This window comes from Sphingobacterium sp. GW821-FHT03E03, assembly GCF_059420745.1.
On the sequence record NZ_JBWKUH010000023.1, the window covers coordinates 1 to 16,428 of the forward strand.

General features: G+C 35.4%; 13 protein-coding genes and 4 pseudogenes. 9 read left to right on the forward strand and 8 right to left on the reverse strand.

The annotated features are described in order from the left end of the window. Positions 1-211: 211 nt before the first annotated feature. A complete protein-coding gene (locus AC07UV_RS19930; protein ID WP_495185022.1) occupies positions 212-1,150 on the forward strand; it encodes a TolC family protein in 939 nt (312 codons plus the stop codon). 528 nt (positions 1,151-1,678) lie between these two features. Here the strand turns inward: AC07UV_RS19930 and AC07UV_RS19935 are convergent. The 3 genes from AC07UV_RS19935 to AC07UV_RS19945 all read right to left on the reverse strand — a co-directional run bounded on the left by AC07UV_RS19935 (position 1,679) and on the right by AC07UV_RS19945 (position 5,402). Next, entirely contained in the window at positions 1,679-2,812 is a 1,134-nt protein-coding gene (locus AC07UV_RS19935; protein WP_495185023.1) for a hypothetical protein, read from the reverse strand. Beyond that, positions 2,812-4,728, reverse strand: a complete 1,917-nt coding sequence (locus AC07UV_RS19940; RefSeq protein ID WP_495185024.1) for a M60 family metallopeptidase — start codon at positions 4,726-4,728, stop codon at positions 2,812-2,814. Before AC07UV_RS19940 ends, AC07UV_RS19935 begins: the two co-directional genes overlap by 1 nt. A 458-nt stretch (positions 4,729-5,186) precedes the next feature. Next, positions 5,187-5,402, reverse strand: coding sequence for a hypothetical protein (locus tag AC07UV_RS19945; RefSeq protein ID WP_495185025.1), 216 nt, complete (start codon positions 5,400-5,402; stop codon positions 5,187-5,189). A gap of 763 nt (positions 5,403-6,165) precedes the next feature. Here AC07UV_RS19945 and AC07UV_RS19950 point away from each other — a divergent pair. Together AC07UV_RS19950 and AC07UV_RS19955 are read left to right on the forward strand one after the other, a co-directional pair. Beyond that, positions 6,166-6,707 (forward strand): annotated as a pseudogene (locus AC07UV_RS19950) (DUF4372 domain-containing protein); the annotation flags it as partial. Positions 6,708-7,027: 320 nt separating this feature from the next. Continuing rightward, a pseudogene (locus AC07UV_RS19955) lies at positions 7,028-7,407 on the forward strand (transposase); the annotation flags it as partial. Positions 7,408-7,681: 274 nt separating this feature from the next. Here the strand turns inward: AC07UV_RS19955 and AC07UV_RS19960 are convergent. After that, on the reverse strand, positions 7,682-8,020 hold the full coding sequence (locus AC07UV_RS19960) for a helix-turn-helix domain-containing protein (protein WP_495185026.1): 339 nt from the start codon (positions 8,018-8,020) through the stop codon (positions 7,682-7,684). A 984-nt stretch (positions 8,021-9,004) separates the two neighbouring features. On the opposite strand from AC07UV_RS19960, the gene AC07UV_RS19965 reads away from it, so the two are divergent. The 3 genes from AC07UV_RS19965 (at position 9,005) to AC07UV_RS19975 (ending at position 10,394) form a co-directional block, all read left to right on the forward strand. Then, positions 9,005-9,271 carry a hypothetical protein gene (locus tag AC07UV_RS19965; RefSeq protein ID WP_495185027.1) on the forward strand — a complete coding sequence of 89 codons (267 nt, stop codon included), beginning with the start codon at positions 9,005-9,007 and terminating at the stop codon, positions 9,269-9,271. Positions 9,272-9,724: 453 nt separating this feature from the next. After that, on the forward strand, positions 9,725-10,204 hold the full coding sequence (locus AC07UV_RS19970) for a hypothetical protein (RefSeq protein ID WP_495185028.1): 480 nt from the start codon (positions 9,725-9,727) through the stop codon (positions 10,202-10,204). Further along, positions 10,194-10,394 carry a helix-turn-helix transcriptional regulator gene (locus tag AC07UV_RS19975; protein WP_495185029.1) on the forward strand — a complete coding sequence of 67 codons (201 nt, stop codon included), beginning with the start codon at positions 10,194-10,196 and terminating at the stop codon, positions 10,392-10,394. Before AC07UV_RS19970 ends, AC07UV_RS19975 begins: the two co-directional genes overlap by 11 nt. 39 nt (positions 10,395-10,433) lie before the next feature. Here AC07UV_RS19975 and AC07UV_RS19980 read toward each other — a convergent pair. Next, positions 10,434-10,564: pseudogene (locus AC07UV_RS19980) on the reverse strand (IS982 family transposase); the annotation flags it as partial. A gap of 13 nt (positions 10,565-10,577) precedes the next feature. Here AC07UV_RS19980 and AC07UV_RS19985 point away from each other — a divergent pair. Continuing rightward, positions 10,578-11,228 carry a class I SAM-dependent methyltransferase gene (locus tag AC07UV_RS19985; RefSeq protein WP_495185030.1) on the forward strand — a complete coding sequence of 217 codons (651 nt, stop codon included), beginning with the start codon at positions 10,578-10,580 and terminating at the stop codon, positions 11,226-11,228. A 146-nt stretch (positions 11,229-11,374) separates the two neighbouring features. Here AC07UV_RS19985 and AC07UV_RS19990 read toward each other — a convergent pair whose 3' ends face one another. Next, complete coding sequence (locus AC07UV_RS19990; protein ID WP_495185031.1) at positions 11,375-12,412, reverse strand: serine hydrolase domain-containing protein; 1,038 nt, start codon at positions 12,410-12,412, stop codon at positions 11,375-11,377. Between the two features lie 331 nt (positions 12,413-12,743). After that, positions 12,744-13,022: pseudogene (locus tag AC07UV_RS19995) on the reverse strand (integrase core domain-containing protein); the annotation flags it as partial. A gap of 147 nt (positions 13,023-13,169) precedes the next feature. On the opposite strand from AC07UV_RS19995, the gene AC07UV_RS20000 reads away from it, so the two are divergent. Together AC07UV_RS20000 and AC07UV_RS20005 are read left to right on the forward strand one after the other, a co-directional pair. After that, a complete protein-coding gene (locus AC07UV_RS20000) occupies positions 13,170-14,042 on the forward strand; it encodes an IS982 family transposase (protein WP_495185032.1) in 873 nt (290 codons plus the stop codon). A gap of 212 nt (positions 14,043-14,254) precedes the next feature. Further along, entirely contained in the window at positions 14,255-14,785 is a 531-nt protein-coding gene (locus AC07UV_RS20005; protein WP_495185033.1) for a cysteine hydrolase family protein, read from the forward strand. 128 nt (positions 14,786-14,913) lie between these two features. On the opposite strand, the gene AC07UV_RS20010 is transcribed toward AC07UV_RS20005, so the two are convergent. After that, on the reverse strand, positions 14,914-16,377 hold the full coding sequence (locus AC07UV_RS20010; RefSeq protein WP_495185034.1) for an IS5 family transposase: 1,464 nt from the start codon (positions 16,375-16,377) through the stop codon (positions 14,914-14,916). Between the last annotated feature and the right edge of the window lie 51 nt (positions 16,378-16,428).

Sequence of the window (16,428 nt, forward strand, 5' to 3'; positions counted from 1 at the left end):
GATGATTTAACGACTTTTTAATGAAAAAGTAATCATTTGTTTTATTAACATGTAATTAGATGTTCTAACCACTCCAGTTGTTTCCTCAACTCAATAATCATTTTTTGAATCAGTCTATCCCGTTTTGCTGTTCAGTATAACGTTGATTATATTTCTTGTCTTTCTATTCGGATGTTTTTGTCTTTCCGTTTTTGGGCAAAGGAAAATAAACTTGGCAGACGCAATGCAGTTGCCTGCGAATAATCTAGCTTTGAAGCAAGGTGAACTAAGAGAGCAAATTGCTAAAAATAGTGTTGAAATTGCTAAAGGAGGAATGTATCCAAATCTGTTTTTTAATGCCAATAATCATCATACGATGGGGATGTTATTTGACCAGATTTCCGGTAAACTTATTACCGGTAACCAATGGTCAAGCTATGCAATGGGTAATTTGGGTACGAGTGTTATTCTCTATCAAGGCGGGCAAAAGCAAAATGGAATTAAGATAGAGCAATTAAAACTCGAACTTGCGGCATTAGACAATAAAAGATTGATACGCGAATTAGAACTTCAATTATTAGCTATTTTCACTCAGGTACTTGTTAATCACGATCTTTGGGAGGCCGGAAAAAGTCAATTGAAGTTCTCAGAACAGCAGCTCCAGCAGGAGAAAACTTTAGTGGATATAGGTAAGCGTACACTGATAGATTATTCGCAGGCAAAAGCAAAATATGCCAATGATAAACTGAATGTAGTTACGGCAAAAAATGCATTCGATCTTTCTTTAATGAAGTTGAAGCAACTTTTGGAGATGGATTTATCTGAAGAAGTGGAAGTACTGGCACCTAAAGAACTGTTGGCCAATTCTGTGTTGCCTATCTATAATTTACGTTCTGATCCATATCTAAAAGTTTTAGATAAACAAATAGAAATCGGGGAAATACAAATAAAGCTGTTGCGTAGTACCTACTTCCCGACGATTACATTAAGTGGAAGTTATGGAACTAACTATTCTTCACAGCGTCAGAATTTATTGACCGAGAATACCATACCTTTTTGGAATCAGTTTAACCAAAATAGGACACTTACAGGGAGCCTCTCACTTTTCATTTCAATATTTGATGGTTCTAGGACAAGGTTTACCGTCAAGAGTGCAAGGTTAAATCAATAGAGCCTCCATTATGAAAAAGAAAAGATCAAAAGGGAACGTTTACAAATCGTTTCTCAGGGAGTAATGGAGTATCAGTGAGCGTTATAAATTTGGGAAAAGTTCTTCTATCGATTTGTATAAAGCGATGACCGAGTTTAATATCTCCGATGTTTAGACTGATTACCAGTAATTATTCAGTGTTCTATAAGCGAGAGTTTCTATTGCTTATAGACAATTAGATTTCATCATTCTGCTATCGTTGACTGCTAAATCGAGCAGCAATAGCAACCAGTTCACATCCCGAGTAAATTAGTTGTTTCCCGATTTTGGTGGCCAGGATGTCTTCAAGATTGATAGAAATAGCATATTTTAAACATGAACAGCGTAAAGGGGGAATTAGTTAGTTGCTGATAATAATACATTTAATTTAATCAATGCATTATTATCAGCAACCGCCTAGAATCTCAAGAAAATGATACTTAGTGTAAAAAATAAAAACACTAATAAAATTAACAAAGTTCTTTTTGAGCCCATCACACTAACTTTGTGCTATTTTCGTTGTCCTAGACTAAACTCCGCGATTTGCATGGTATTTCCTCCAGATGAGCCTTTATCATCCACTAAAACAACCTTTAGGAATCTATACTTTACAGAATTGAAATTCATTATAAAAGTGTCCTGTTTAGGTAATGCATTTATGGTCGCGAAATTCTCATACAATCCTCCAATTTCGTTTGTACCATATAAATCGTAAACATAAGGTCGAAGTCCCTCACCCACGCCTTTTCTATGGTCTATCCTGATAAAGTCGAAGGAATTCGCTTGTTTCATATCTATTACAAAGAAAACTTCAGCATTCTTATCCACACCAATATCATTGTATTTCTTGCCAGCCTTCACCAGAGATAGGGCAGTTTTAAGATTTCCATCGATTAAGCTCTTGCTCGAGTTTTGAATGGCATCGTCTTTTGGAAGGTTGTGTGATGTAGTAACTGTCCAATTTGTTCTATTCGTAGGTGGATAACTCATTTTACGTACTTCCACTTTTACTACGCTCGACACAGAACTGCCATCCTTGGATTTGATCGTAATATCTGAAGTACCAATAGCTGTTCCAATTAACTGGCCTGAAACAGTATCTATTTTTATCACATTCGTATCAGAACTAACTAGATCTACTGATTTATTGGAAGCATTATTGGGTAATACCTCGAAAAGGTTATATATTGAAAAACCGTAGTTTACTGTTGTTTCCTCTTGTAATGGTAAGACAAAATTGATCGCCTGATCGTTCAGAGCAATTTCTCTTACAACGACAATTTCGTCGGCGACACGAACCAGGTACCGGGCTAAGATATTTGGATTGTCTTCTAATTTGATTGTCAAATTAGCTTCACCGGGTGTAATTCCCCGAAGCAAACCATCTTCATCGACAGTGAATATCCTTTCATTACTTGAGATATAAGTTATGGGAATAATTTCTTTCATAGCATTATTTATGGGATAGGCGTCAACTTTCAGTTGAAAAATACTGTCCGTTTTTATACCGATAAGGTTTTTTATCCCTCTAATGGCAATACTTTGAATCTCTTTGGAGTCGATTAAGTTATGTTTTTCCTTTTCACATCCCTGAAAAAGTATAACACCCACTATAAATACGAGTAAAATATGTTTTGTTTTCATCACTTAATAAATGTTTTATAATTTTCGTCCGTCACTGTAGCGACATCAATTACCGGCTTTCTCAGATTTAAGAGCTCAATTTCTTCTTTTAGATCGTCAACCATATTTTGGCTTAGCAGTATTTTTGACTTACCCAAATATTTTATTGTGGGCTTAAGCATACCCCACTTCTCAAAAAAATCCAACAAGTTAATTTTACTTGTCTTACAAACCTGTCTTACGAAATCCATTTGTAATGCACCTTCATAATATTCGCCGAAATCTTTCGAGGGTAGATCATGTGTCCTGAAATATTCGAATAGATCTTTATAGAAGTCTTTCTGGCCTTCAATTTCGACTATATATAGGTAAAGCTGCCAAAACATTGCTGCTTTTGGAATATGGTTTTTCGGTTCCTCCGGTAAAAACCAATAATTTCGTACAGCGATGATTTTTTGAAATGCAGCAGTATATCCATCTTTAGTTGGCGGATCTACGAGTCTTTTGGAATCACCGTATAGTATCTTTTCATTGTACAATGCAAACAAATTATTGGTGACTTCCACTGTTCCATCCCATCTAATGTTAGGACGTAACTGATTGACATGGCCAGCCTCATGCCCAAATACCCACATACCACTTTTGAAACCTTCTTCGGAGCAGATCCTATCTGAAATTCCCGCATTATAGCCAGTTTCAAAATCGTTAGCCCATGCTGCGTCAGTATTATAATCAACCCGGAATAGCATCCGATTTCCCGGAGCCTTATTATATTTATATAGCCCCGAAAAGTCTTTTTGCTGACCAACCAGGTCATCAAAAAGTTTGGTCTGTTTAACAATATCTGGCCTATACTGTCTGTAACCACTAACGGGCCAGATAATATGTGATTGTATACCTAATACATCTATTTCTCTATATTTGGCATATCTTGACAAGGTTTCTTCCCAGTCTGACTGATCGTGGACATTCAAATCGAACACCCCATTTATTTCTCCGGAATAAATGTTTATCCGAACAGACCCTGCATCTGCATTGGTCTTATCTTGGGCGGTAGATAAAGTCAAAGGGATTGATTCATCAATATGATTAAAGATATACATAAGACCTCGCTGCGAGGGATAAAAAATATTGATTCCTTCTTTAAGTGTATGCGTTTCCGTTTGACTACCGCTTTTGTCAAAATTTCGAATATGCAATTGTATGTTCCGGTTCTTGATATTGCCAACGAACAGGATAATCTCATCAAAGGGATCTTTCACAAAAATACCAGTGGGATTATCCAGTAAACTATATTTAGCAGTCTTATTACGATCGGAGGCAATTTTGGGATTTTCAAAAGGGCGATACACCTTAACCCTATATGCCGAGTTGTATGTTCCGTCAAGAATGCCCAAAGCGAGTCTCTTATAAAACAGACTTGTCAATTTTTGGACGTCCTCTCTATTCACCCCTTCTTTGATTTCGCTTAGAGATAGGTCTTTAAACACCGTCAGAAGATTTTCGGCTGATTCATTGAGATCTGCAACACCTTGTTTCACAACAAGATCGCGCCTTTGGTATTTCCCTTCGATCGTTATTACGGCATTCCTTTGACCTTCGGTTTCATTGTCTATACTGGTAAGCAGAATAACCGAATCCTGAAGCTTGAAGGATAGCCATTTTTCGCTGCCTTCCGATAAAGTCACTTGAAGACTATCATCAAAGTTCTTTTTCAAGATTATACGTTTTGCCGATGCACCAGAGGGAAGTTGTATAAATGCCGTGTCTGTAGTAAGCTCGTAACGCTTAACTACATTGATATACTCTTTCTTACAACTTGAAAGAAAAGCGAAAAGCAAAATACATAAAGCAATTAAATTGCCAATGATCGACCTTCTAATGTATTTTAGGCTTATTCCACCGGAAGAGGTGCAAATTAAATTTTTAAAATTCATAAAACACATAATTTAATCATGAGTAATTTTATTGTTCCCGAAGCCTCGTCAGTTCTGTATGTCAATTTTGTCAAGTCAGTCAGGATAATTCTTGAGATAAATTGTAATTTTATTGAGTTAGTGCAGACATAGAACCCATCAGGAAGTATTGCTTTTCGGGCGAATTGTAGCTGCGCCTATTTGTTGAATCTTGTTCGCTACTGACGATTCACCTAAAAAATTGGGTTTTGAAGCATCAAACAAGCTGCCTGTAAGGACTGCCGTTGCAAAGGTACTATTGAGGAATAGGTGCTGTTGACAGGAAAGCAAATAAAAGCCTGAAATCAAAGACACAAAAAATTGCCATATTTCCAACCTGAGTGGAAAAAATAATATTCTCGTTTTGAAATTTATTTTTTTCATAATGTTCATACTGGTTACTAATTGTTTTATTTTAAGGTTCACTTTTTAAATTCGAACTACATCTTTGCACTTCCCTTATTTTTAGCTACGTCCGATGTTTTTCCTAGAGCTATTTTTATGACAAAAGCCTCCATAGCAGCATTTTTGCGGTGTTGCTGAACAATTGGACCATACTTTACTTCAATGGTTTTTTCAGGTTTTATTTTTGGTCGTGCATAATTCTTTTGCGCATGGGAAGTAGAATATAGACCAAAAATTAACACTATAAACATTGTGTAATGAACTTTTTCCTTACTAAATAGAAATACCATCTTTTAATTGTATTATTTTGTTAATAAATCTCGAATTTGTTAAAACGAACATTAGATAGTGACAAAACCATACCTACAAGAAGTTAAAAGGTAGATCTGTAAAGAATAGACGTCTTCCCACATTTTTAGGCATATTTAAATTCATAATATTCAGATTTTTTATCAGTTTAATTTATTCTACCTATTGAATGGGTAGATACCTAGAAAAAATTCTAACCGTTCATTGATGTTGCTATAAATATGAAATTTTTTGTCTAAATAATGCAAATCTTAATTATATATCAAAATACAACTATTGATTACGGCTTAATTTTATATAATTTAGATAACTGTGTAAATATTTAAGGTAAGTAGAATTATGTAATCAATTTATTTACAGCTAATTGCATTTCTAAAACATAGTGTATGAAGAATAATCATATTGTTTAAATTACACGAAAACGTTATAGTAAATAAGACAAACGATTGTGTTTGGGGTAAAACAGATAATTTCTAAAAAAAATGTTTTAACTTGTGGATGTTTTAATTTTTGTCTTAAAACAATATCTTTTTTATTCTATTGTAACAAACAAATGGATATTAAATTCATTACTAGCGTCCAAAACGATTAAACCAACGCATAAAAAAAAGTGGCGCATTTCGAATTCAAAAAATATTATATTGAAAACACAAATACGCCACCGGTGCAATGGTAAATATAAACGTTTTCAATCAGCTTCTATCCATGATAGATTGGGATATTTTTAAAAAACTTGTATCTAAATACAATAGCGACAGCATCAGAAAGGTCTTAACAGCTGGACACATCTAGTGAGCATGCTTTTTTGCCATCTATCGTCCAGTGATTCGGTCCGGGGCATCAGTAACGGTCTTCGCAGTACCACGGGCAACATGAACCATATGGGTATTTCCCGTGCTCCCAGCAAATCGAGCACCTCCTATATGAATGAACATCGCGACCATAAGCTGTTCAAGGATCTTTATTTCGCTCTTTTGGACAATCTTTGGAACAAAAATCCCAACCATCGTAAAGAACTCAAGGCATTGAAGCGAAAGGTATACCTAATGGATGCCAGCGTGATCCCCTTATGCCTGTCGATATTTGACCGGGCTAAATTCCGGAGCAATAAGGGTGCAGCCAAATTGCATACCGTACTTGACTATGATGGCTGCCTGCCTGTTTTCATGGAGATTACCGATGGTAATGTGCATGAAAGTAAAAAAGCTAACAGCTTTTCTTTCCCCAGGGGCAGCGTTGTTGTCATGGACAGGGGTTATGTTGATTTTATCGTATTCCTCGTGTGTTCCGATGAAACGGATATCAACATATTTGTCTATATATTCAACTTCAATTATTAATTTAACGTGAGTTCGGGATAACGGGAAATTTTCCGAGGTATAAAAAAAGGTTTGATTATTTTATGTAATTATTTGAAAGCCAATTTAATACAATTTAAAATCAAGCCTTGTGCTTAGAGGTAAAGTTATTGAAATATTTGTTAAAGCCCGTGATTTCTGTTAAGAAATCGGGCCAATGATGAAAGACAAGTTAATTTGAGAACAAAAAGTTCGGTAAGTGAATTCGTAGGAGGATTAATCAGCACAGAGTCTTTAAGGAAACTGCAGAATGTGGACAGTGTTCCATTAGTTGGTTTTATGGCTTTAAACTGCACCTGATCATCAATGATAAAGGCGAAATCCTTTCGTTTTATCTCACAAAGAGGAATGTCGATGACAGGAACCTGCGCCAAACGGACAAAATTATGCTGAGAAAAAGAGCGATTATTGAATGTGTAAATGATGAACTTAAGAATATCTGTAAGATACAGCATACAAGACATAGATCTCTCAACAACTTCTTGTTGAATATCTTGGGAGCGTTGGCTGCATATGCCTTTTTTCCAAAAAAACATCATTAAATATTCAGTTTGAAAAGCATGATAACCAATTATTTCTTGCTGCTTAAGCCGAATTCACGTTTTTTAAGAACTGACAAACAAAGGAGTTTATAAAAAGTTGTTCAGGACGATGAACAAATAGCTAGAAAAGCATAATCATCGTAGAGACCGAAGCAATCCTAGATGCTAGCACGGTAGTAGATAGCGCCCTCAAAGTCAGAAGGGAAGGCGACGCACGAAATACAGGTTAATCGTGGCGCTGAAAGACGGAGTATCTATATGAGCAGTCCCCTTACTTATAAAAAAAATAATCATGTGGATAGTCGCCGTTAAGTAACAATTTTAAAGCCCACTATTTTGGTACAACTGCTCGTAAAGATCGATGACCTTTTTCTGAAGTTCGATGACTTCGCTATCGCGTTGTTGCAACTTTTTCGACAGGGCATTAACTTCATTGACATACTCTTTATCCTCTTCTGAGTCGGAAGTAGATAATAGCTGTACAACTGTCAAATTGAATAATTTTGAAATTTGATTTAGGCGAGACAGATTCAAATCTGTAATTCCAGTTTCAATTTTTGAAAACGCCGGGATTGAGATATCCAATCGCTTTGCAACATCCTCTTGGGTCCACCCTTTTTGGTGTCTAAGTATTCTGATTTTTTTTACTAATGCATTCATTCGCACGGTGTCTTATCTAAATATATAAAAAAATAATTAACGATGAAATTTATCACATCTACTTTTTACCAATTTTTCGAAGTCTTAAGAACTAACTTCGTGTACATATTCATTGAGTATTTCGTATAACGTCCGGTATAAATTCTTCATCGATAAATAAATAACCAGAGAGAATAATTAGTTTTGTAATTATTTTCAATTCCAAAGCTGTGACTCATACCCCCGTATTAGACCGTTGGTCGTTTTAGGTTTAAGAATACCAAATGATCGAATCTCTTCTGATCATGAATGGCCTTTTTGGATCTTTACTTGTGTTGTATCTGAAACAGCATAGTTTCAAAACCTTCGGTCTCTTTCCATCTCTCATCGGGAAGATTATCAAGGCCTGCATTAAATGATATTTCTCTAAAGGAGGATCATTGAAATTCTTCAAATACCATGACCATATAACTATTAAAAATGATTGCCCAAGCGTCATATTTGATACTTGTCACGCTACTCAAATACTGGACAATTGTATAAATTTTCAAATTAACAGTTGAAAATGGGAAAATAACGTAAAAAATTCAGTCTGAGCTTTATGGCGAAGGCCACCTGTTAATCAGCGCTTTTTTTGTGCAGTCACTTTTGAGTTATATAACTTGGAAAATATTGGCATATATTCTTGCATTGTCAATGCGTAAGCCACCAAAAGGCAAGATGGTGCAATTGGGTCAAGGGCGCTTGCGAAGGAAATTCTGTGCGTGGAGCGTTTATTATACCCTTGCCCTTTGTACCATCGTGGGTAAATTTGCTGGGTCAGATGACAGTTGAGGTTTCCTGCCGGACCATTCATTTTAATATGGTTATGGATAGATCAAATAGGAATTGCCATTATCTCTTCTGTCCCCTTTTTTTCTTTTTTCGTTTCCTTTTTCTTTCAGCATTTCCCTGATCTCTGCCAGCATTTCCGTTTTGAACAGCTGGAGATCATCTTTTGTCAGGATGTCCAATACAATAGTATATCAATTTTGTGAACAATATCTGGCGGGCATGTATGCCGCGCCGCCAGCACAAAATTGTGTATTGGGAACGCAGATCAGACGACCAACAGGTCAGGATGGTCATGTTCAGAAAGTAAATTGGATAAGATCAGTCGCTCTTTTTGGGAATGATAACGAAGCGCTTGTATTTGTATTTGGTGAGTTTATGACTAAGGAAAGTTGGGGGGCTTGTAAATATAAATATTTTCTATTCAATACATTTCTTTAAGCACCTGTAATACAGATCTTATTGTAATGTTAACACGATAGCGTTTTCGTGAATTGCACAATCGATTGTCTCTTTAATTACAGATATTAATCATTTATTTCGTTTAATTTAAAAGTTTAACGAATGGGCTGGAGCTGTCATTTAAACGTAGTGATATTGGTTTTGATAGCGATAGAAATTCTTATCACGATATTATTCTTCCCCAAGATCTAACAACCAATCGGCCATTCGTTGTTAAGCTAGACCTTGGTAAATCGAAGGCTAAGCAAAAACAAAATTCAGATGCAAAAATGTAATCGTATCTGTTTTCTTTATAAATTAAATACGTATTCAATTTTATGGTGCAATTGAATGAAAGTGATCCGCCTTCCCATATACTTTTTAAATGTAAAAAATACTTGTCATTATGTAAAATTTGTTTTACATTTGTTTTTATAACTTAGATAATATTATATGAAAGTAATTCCATTGTTACCAAGGTATTTCCGATGGATCGGTTTACTTTTAATCGCTACCAGTATTGTTCTTTATCTTAACGACGTGATGCGGGATCGATCGACAAAAGGCGGATTATTCTTAAAAACTTTTGTTTTTATTAACGATAGTCCGATGAGTCCGCCGGTTTTATTTCAAGTAAAAGAAGTAGATATATTATTGACATTAATTTTAGTGTTTTTGCTAATGGGGCTATCATGTATAGCGTTTTGCAAAATGAAAACTGAGGATGAAATGATTAATTCCATACGACTATATAGTTGGTCTTGGTCTGTTATCCTAATGATGGTTTTCGGCATAATAGTAACCATTTTTGTCTATGGAATGACATTTGCAAGTTTTTCGTTTTTCTTTGGACATCTCTTGTTGTTAATGTATATCGCTATTTTCAGAGTTAACATTTGGCAGATGAACAGGGGGATTGCACATGAAGAATAAGATAAGGATACATCGGTTGATGAAAAATTATTCTCAAGCACAATTGGCGGACTTGGTTCATGTAAGCAGACAGACCATCAATGCATTGGAGGCTGAAAAATATATACCGTCCACTGTACTATCACTAAAAATATCGCATGTGCTCGAACAGCCTATTGAGGTATTGTTTGAGTTAGAGGAGCATGATTAGGATTCTATTAAGTAATATACGATATCACCCGTTGTCATTTTAAATAATGCTAATTTTTAAATTGTTGATGTTCCTGTTGATGTACTGAATAACTGTCATTGTGGTAATTTTTGGCAATATTCTAATCTTGAAACCGTGGAAGATTTGGCATAATTAAGCCTGATCATAAACATAAAAACATGTATGGAAAGATTCAATCGTAAAAATCACTGGGAAAATATTTACCGGACCAAAGAGCTTAAAGAGACAAGCTGGTATCAGCAAACACCGCAAACATCCTTGGATTATTTAAGTGCTCTTAATGTACCTGTCTCTGCAAAAATTATTGACGTTGGTGGTGGCGATAGCTTGCTGGTAGATTATCTATTAGATTTGGGATATGAAGATATTACAGTCTTGGATATTTCCGAAAAAGCTATTGACAGAGCACGACAACGGCTAGGCGATAAAGCTGATAAGGTAAAGTGGATCGTCGAGGATATTACTCATTTTGCACCTACAGAAAGCTATGATTTCTGGCATGACCGTGCAGCTTTTCATTTTTTAACAAGCGAAGATGATATTGCAGGTTATCTAGCGAAAGTAAAAGAAAATATAAGTCCAGATGGCATTTTAGTTATAGGCACATTTTCTGAGCAAGGCCCCAAAAAATGCAGCGGCATTGAGATCAAACAGTATTCCGAAATAAGTTTAACAAATCAGTTCAAGGATTATTTTAATAAGATCAATTGCCATAGCGTAAACCATCGGACACCATTTGACACGACACAGAATTTTGTATTTTGTAGCTTTCGGAAGTCGGTAAACCAACTCTTTACCAACACGAAAGAGTAATAGTAATCCTTGAATCTATCGGTAAAAGTTAGTTGTAAAATAAAAAATATAAAAAGACGAGAGTACGATTTTAAATGTTCACCTACTGAACGATTGCCTACTGTGAAGTAAATTATGTAATTACATCCTAATTTCAACAGGAATAGCTACTCTAGCTTTTTTAAATATATTCTATTTGCCAAATTTTGTAAGTCGGCGGTGTCTGTGTTGCAAAGTATTATTAAGATTTTATCGAAGTTTTTATTAACCATGATTTCGGAATTAAATCCTTCAATACTACCACTTCTTCGATAGACATTTGCTTTATCATCGTAGTAAAACCCAAATGTAGGTTTTCCAGAAAGCCACCTAACATTATCGTCAGTTTGCGGTTTCAGAAGAAAATTGTTTTTTGAATTCTCAGAAATCAGCGTATTGTTTCTAATGGCAAGTAAGAGTGTAAATAAATCTTCGGTAGTGGAATAAATTCCGCCCGCGCCGAAATAATTGGATATATATCTTCTGTCATTGAAAAGAGGTTTATTTTTTTGTCCTTCCCCAAATGAATAATTATGATAACCATACGCTAAATGCTTAATAATTTTATTTTCACTTACAAATCCTGTATTTTTCAATTTTAAAGGTATTATAATTAAATCTTCGATTGCTTTTGAAAATTCTTTTTTTGTGATAATTCCGATTACTTTAGAAAGTAATATAAAGTCAACATTGTTATAATTGAATTTTACAGTATCGTTTGATGATTTTCTTACAAATTTCCTTATGTAATCATCGATAGAATATTTACTAACCACGGCTTTTATGGGTTCGTTTTCTAATCCGGAATAGTGAGCTAATAAATCCCGGATTGATATGTTTTTGCAATTTTCGGGAAGTTCAGGGAAAAATTTTGCCAGCGTGTCTCTGAAATCGATTAACCCTTTTTCTTGAAGCTGTACAATAGCAAGTGATGTGAAAAGTTTGCTAATGGATGCTATTGGAAATCGGGTTTTATCATTGATTTCTACATCAAACTGAATATTAGCAAATCCTTTATTAATTTTTTGCTTTTGTTTTCCATCAATATATAAAATACTTCCATTAAAATGCCCTTTTTCGTACTCATGGTCGATTAGGGTCTGAATATTATTTTGTCCAAACAGGATTAAAGGAAATAATAAATATAGTATTAAGGGAAATTTCATTCGTTATTCTTTTTACAATTGATTCAGTTAAAATTACGCGTAAAAATTTATAATGGTAAATGTACAAAATTTGAATATTTCCCCAATAGACATCAGGATAAAAATCAATTCTAATAAGCGGAGTTCATTCTTTTTCTTCTTATAACAATAAAACCTTGCACTTCCAACTTTTTTCTACCGCATCAATCGCCGATTGATGGGATGGTCCATCGTTTTCTCTTGAGGATTAGGAACTTTTACAGAGGTTGTCTCAACAATTCCTCCACTAACCTAAGCTCCAATAGATATTCTCTTGATTGCATTCAAAGTGAGCTCCTCCTATTTTTTTGGACTATTCTAAAGTTGAAAATCCCGCTGTTTTGACCTGTTTTTCGATAAACATTTCAGGTGTCAAATCCCCCAAACAGCTGTGAGGTCTGCAGGTATTGTACTCTTCCCTCCAGACTTCAATTTTTTCCTTGGCATCTTCCAATGAAAGGAACCAATGTGCGTTTAAGCACTCGTCCCGAAAGCTTCCATTGAATGATTAAATCTTCGGATTATCTATCGGTTTTCTAGGTTTGGAAAAAACTAATTCGACTTTCTGCTCATATGGCCAATCTAAGCTTTTTTTATTTGGTATAGAAAATACTTTGATTGGTATAGATATTTTTAGGTAAAACGATAATCTAACACCCGTGGTGCATTTAGGAAAAAAATATAAGCTGCTCATTATGAAGTAAATACCTAAATTTAATTGTCTAACAAACGATTAAATATGAACAGCTTCACTGCAAATTATGAAAAAATATTACAGACTCTGGTAAAAATAGAAAGTAAAATGAATTTTTTGAATCAAATTCGCAAACCCAAATTGTCAGATCTTGAGTTAATCTGCATAGACTTAACTTCAGAATTTATGGGTATTGACTCAGAACGAGACTTATTCAGAAAGTTACCTTATAATTTATCATCAAGGATAGAGCGTAGTGTTTACAATCGTAGAAAGCGCAACTTGTTTACTTATCGGGATTCTTTAAGAAAAAAGATAGCCTGCAAAATATCTGTTAGTGATTATTACATTGTAGATAGTATGCCGTTGGAAATATGCAAATTAAGCAGAAGTTCCAGAAGTACAGTTTGCAGGGAAAACTACTTTACGAGCCCCGATAGAGGTTACTGTGGCTCTCAAAACAGTGCTTATTATGGTTATAAATTACATGCTGTATGCAGTACTGATGGGATTTTTACTGATTTTGATTTAACACAGGCATCTGTACATGATATTCACTATCTGAAAGATATAAAGCACCTATATCGAGATTGTACGATATTAGGCGACAAGGGCTATCTGAGTGTTGATTATCAAAGAGACTTATTCTCCTACAATCGGATTAATTTGGAAGTGCCTATGCGGAAAAATCAGCATGAATATAAACCACAGGCTTATATTTTTAGAAAATCAAGAAAGCGCATCGAAACCCTATTTTCACAATTGTGCGATCAATTTATGATTAGAAGAAATTATGCGAAATCCTTTGATGGCTTTAAGAACAGAATACTATCTAAAATAATGGAACTGACTGTTATACAATGGATTAATAAACTAAACAATAGAAATATCAACAACTTAAAAACTCGAATTGCTTAAATGCACCACGGGTTATTACTGTCTTTTTGCTGTAAGCGGATCTTTATCATATTGATATTTTGCTTAGGGGATAACAATACATTTGCCATTTCTTCAAGTCGTTTTTAATGAGTTTTTTATGTTCCTTTGCGATGTCCGCTATCGAACAGTTAATGTTTGATAACGGACATTTGCTATCTTTATTCATGAAATTATTTTGAAGTTAGTTCACCATGAGAGCCTTACTAATAATAGATATGCAATTGGGGAGTTTTAGACCCTATGAGCTGCGGTATGATACCTTTGCTGTTATTGATCGGATAAACAGACTTTCTGAGGCGTTCAGAAAGAACGGGGATCTGGTCATTTTTATACAGCATGATGGGACAAAGGAAAACTGTTTTCTGCCCGGGACAGAAGATTGGTCGTTATTACCAGAGCTGATCAGAGGGCCCGCAGATATATTTGTCTCTAAAACAGCAAATGATTCGTTTTATCAAACAGAACTTCAAACGTTATTGACCAGCAGCGGCGTGACGGAATTGGTCTTTACCGGATGTGCCACAGATTTTTGTGTGGATGCTACAATAAAATCGGCTTTGACGAAGGACTATTCTATTACTGTAGTTGCCGATGGACATACCACTGCTGACAGACCAATGATCCCTGCCCGGCAGGTGATTGAGTATTTTAATTGGCTATGGTTAGAAATGACGCCCACAGTTGGGATGATTAGCGTTGAAACTTGTGATGTAATTTTATAAAATGATACCAAAACAAAAAATAGAGTTAGTTTTTTAAGAGGGTGAAAATTTATGACATATATAAATATATTAATTCCGATAGTTTTTCTTTCTTTATTAATTCTTGTATTTAGGGTCTGCTGATAAAGTCAGCAAACCCTAAATATTTTGATTTTATTGTTATGGATTATCGAATTTATTAAGGATAATATCCATAGTTGTGCTAGCTCGGTCAATTTGACTAAGTTTAGCACTAGAATAATGCTTGCAATCCAAGATTCGCTGGTTGCTGATAATCTAGCCATAATGCGGTTCAGACCATATGCTGTCTTTCCCTGACCAAACTTACCCTCAATTGGATTACGTTCGCCAGGGCTTACACGATTCTGCGTTGCCTGTGCCGAAGGTCTGCCCAAAGGTTTTGCAACCAAGCTGATACCTAACTCTTTCAGATATTTTCGATTGTCACGATTGCAGTAGATCTTATCTGCTAGTACCTTTTGCGGATAATAACCAAAGCGATTTCGATATTTTTCTACACTTGATTCTAAACGTGTGCCCTCATTGTAAGCATCCCATTCCAGATCATCTAAGAATGCAAAACCATTTACCAAGCTGACATTGATCTTTGCTCCAAATTCTACTTTTGCTGTAGATTTGCCTCGTACAATAGGACGAACATGAGGCTGATGGATACTGACAATCCTATCTTCGACACTGTGTACCCGAGTCTGGTACATATGCAGTTGTTGGGAGTAGGCATGCTGAATAACTAACCAGTATTTGTACTGAGATGGAGAAAATGGAATACTTTCACAATTATCCAACAAGAATTCAATACTGGATAAGTTTCGCTTCAAATACCGTAGCTGCTTCCCTAAAGCGATGTGGATCTCTTTACGACTTTTGTTCTTTTTCTGGGCTGTACGGAGATAATCTCTACGGGCTTTCTGTCGATAATTTCTTGGTTTACATTTCAGAGCGGAATATGCAAACACAATGTCCATCAATTCTTCTGATTTTTCCCTACAATCATTTAATACCCCTAGATCCGTCGGATAGGTAATATCCTGAGGACAGGCAGTAGCATCAACGATCATATTACCTCCATGTGTTGGCGGATCTTCAGAATTGTTCTTATCATCGGCATTATTTGAAATATCCTTCTTCGGATTTTGCGTATTCAAGCGGACAATCAGTTCATTTATCTTGACTAACTCTTCTTTGCCCAACCGTTTGCGAAATTCTACGAACAAGGACGCATCAAAAGGTTCTTCATTGCTAAAACTTGAATAGCCTAGAAAGTACTGCATGTACATGTTCTCCGATATTTGAGCAACTGTTTCTCGATCATCAAGATTACACAGGTGCTTAATAATGATGGAACCGATGACTACTCGCGGGCCTAATGCTGGACGACCTGTATATTTCTGGGGAAATGATTTCAGATAAATATTACTTAAGGCATCCCATGGAATCCTTCCAGCTAATAGAACCCAGCGGTTACTCGGATCTAAGCTACGTGAAAAAGGAGTTTCGAATCCTGGTATCACTAATTGATCAGGACTGCAATATTCGGGAGATGATGCACGCTTTTTTCGGGTATTTACCATAATCCTTTGCACTTGTTGAACTAAGGTAGCACTTAACTAACTAAAAAACAA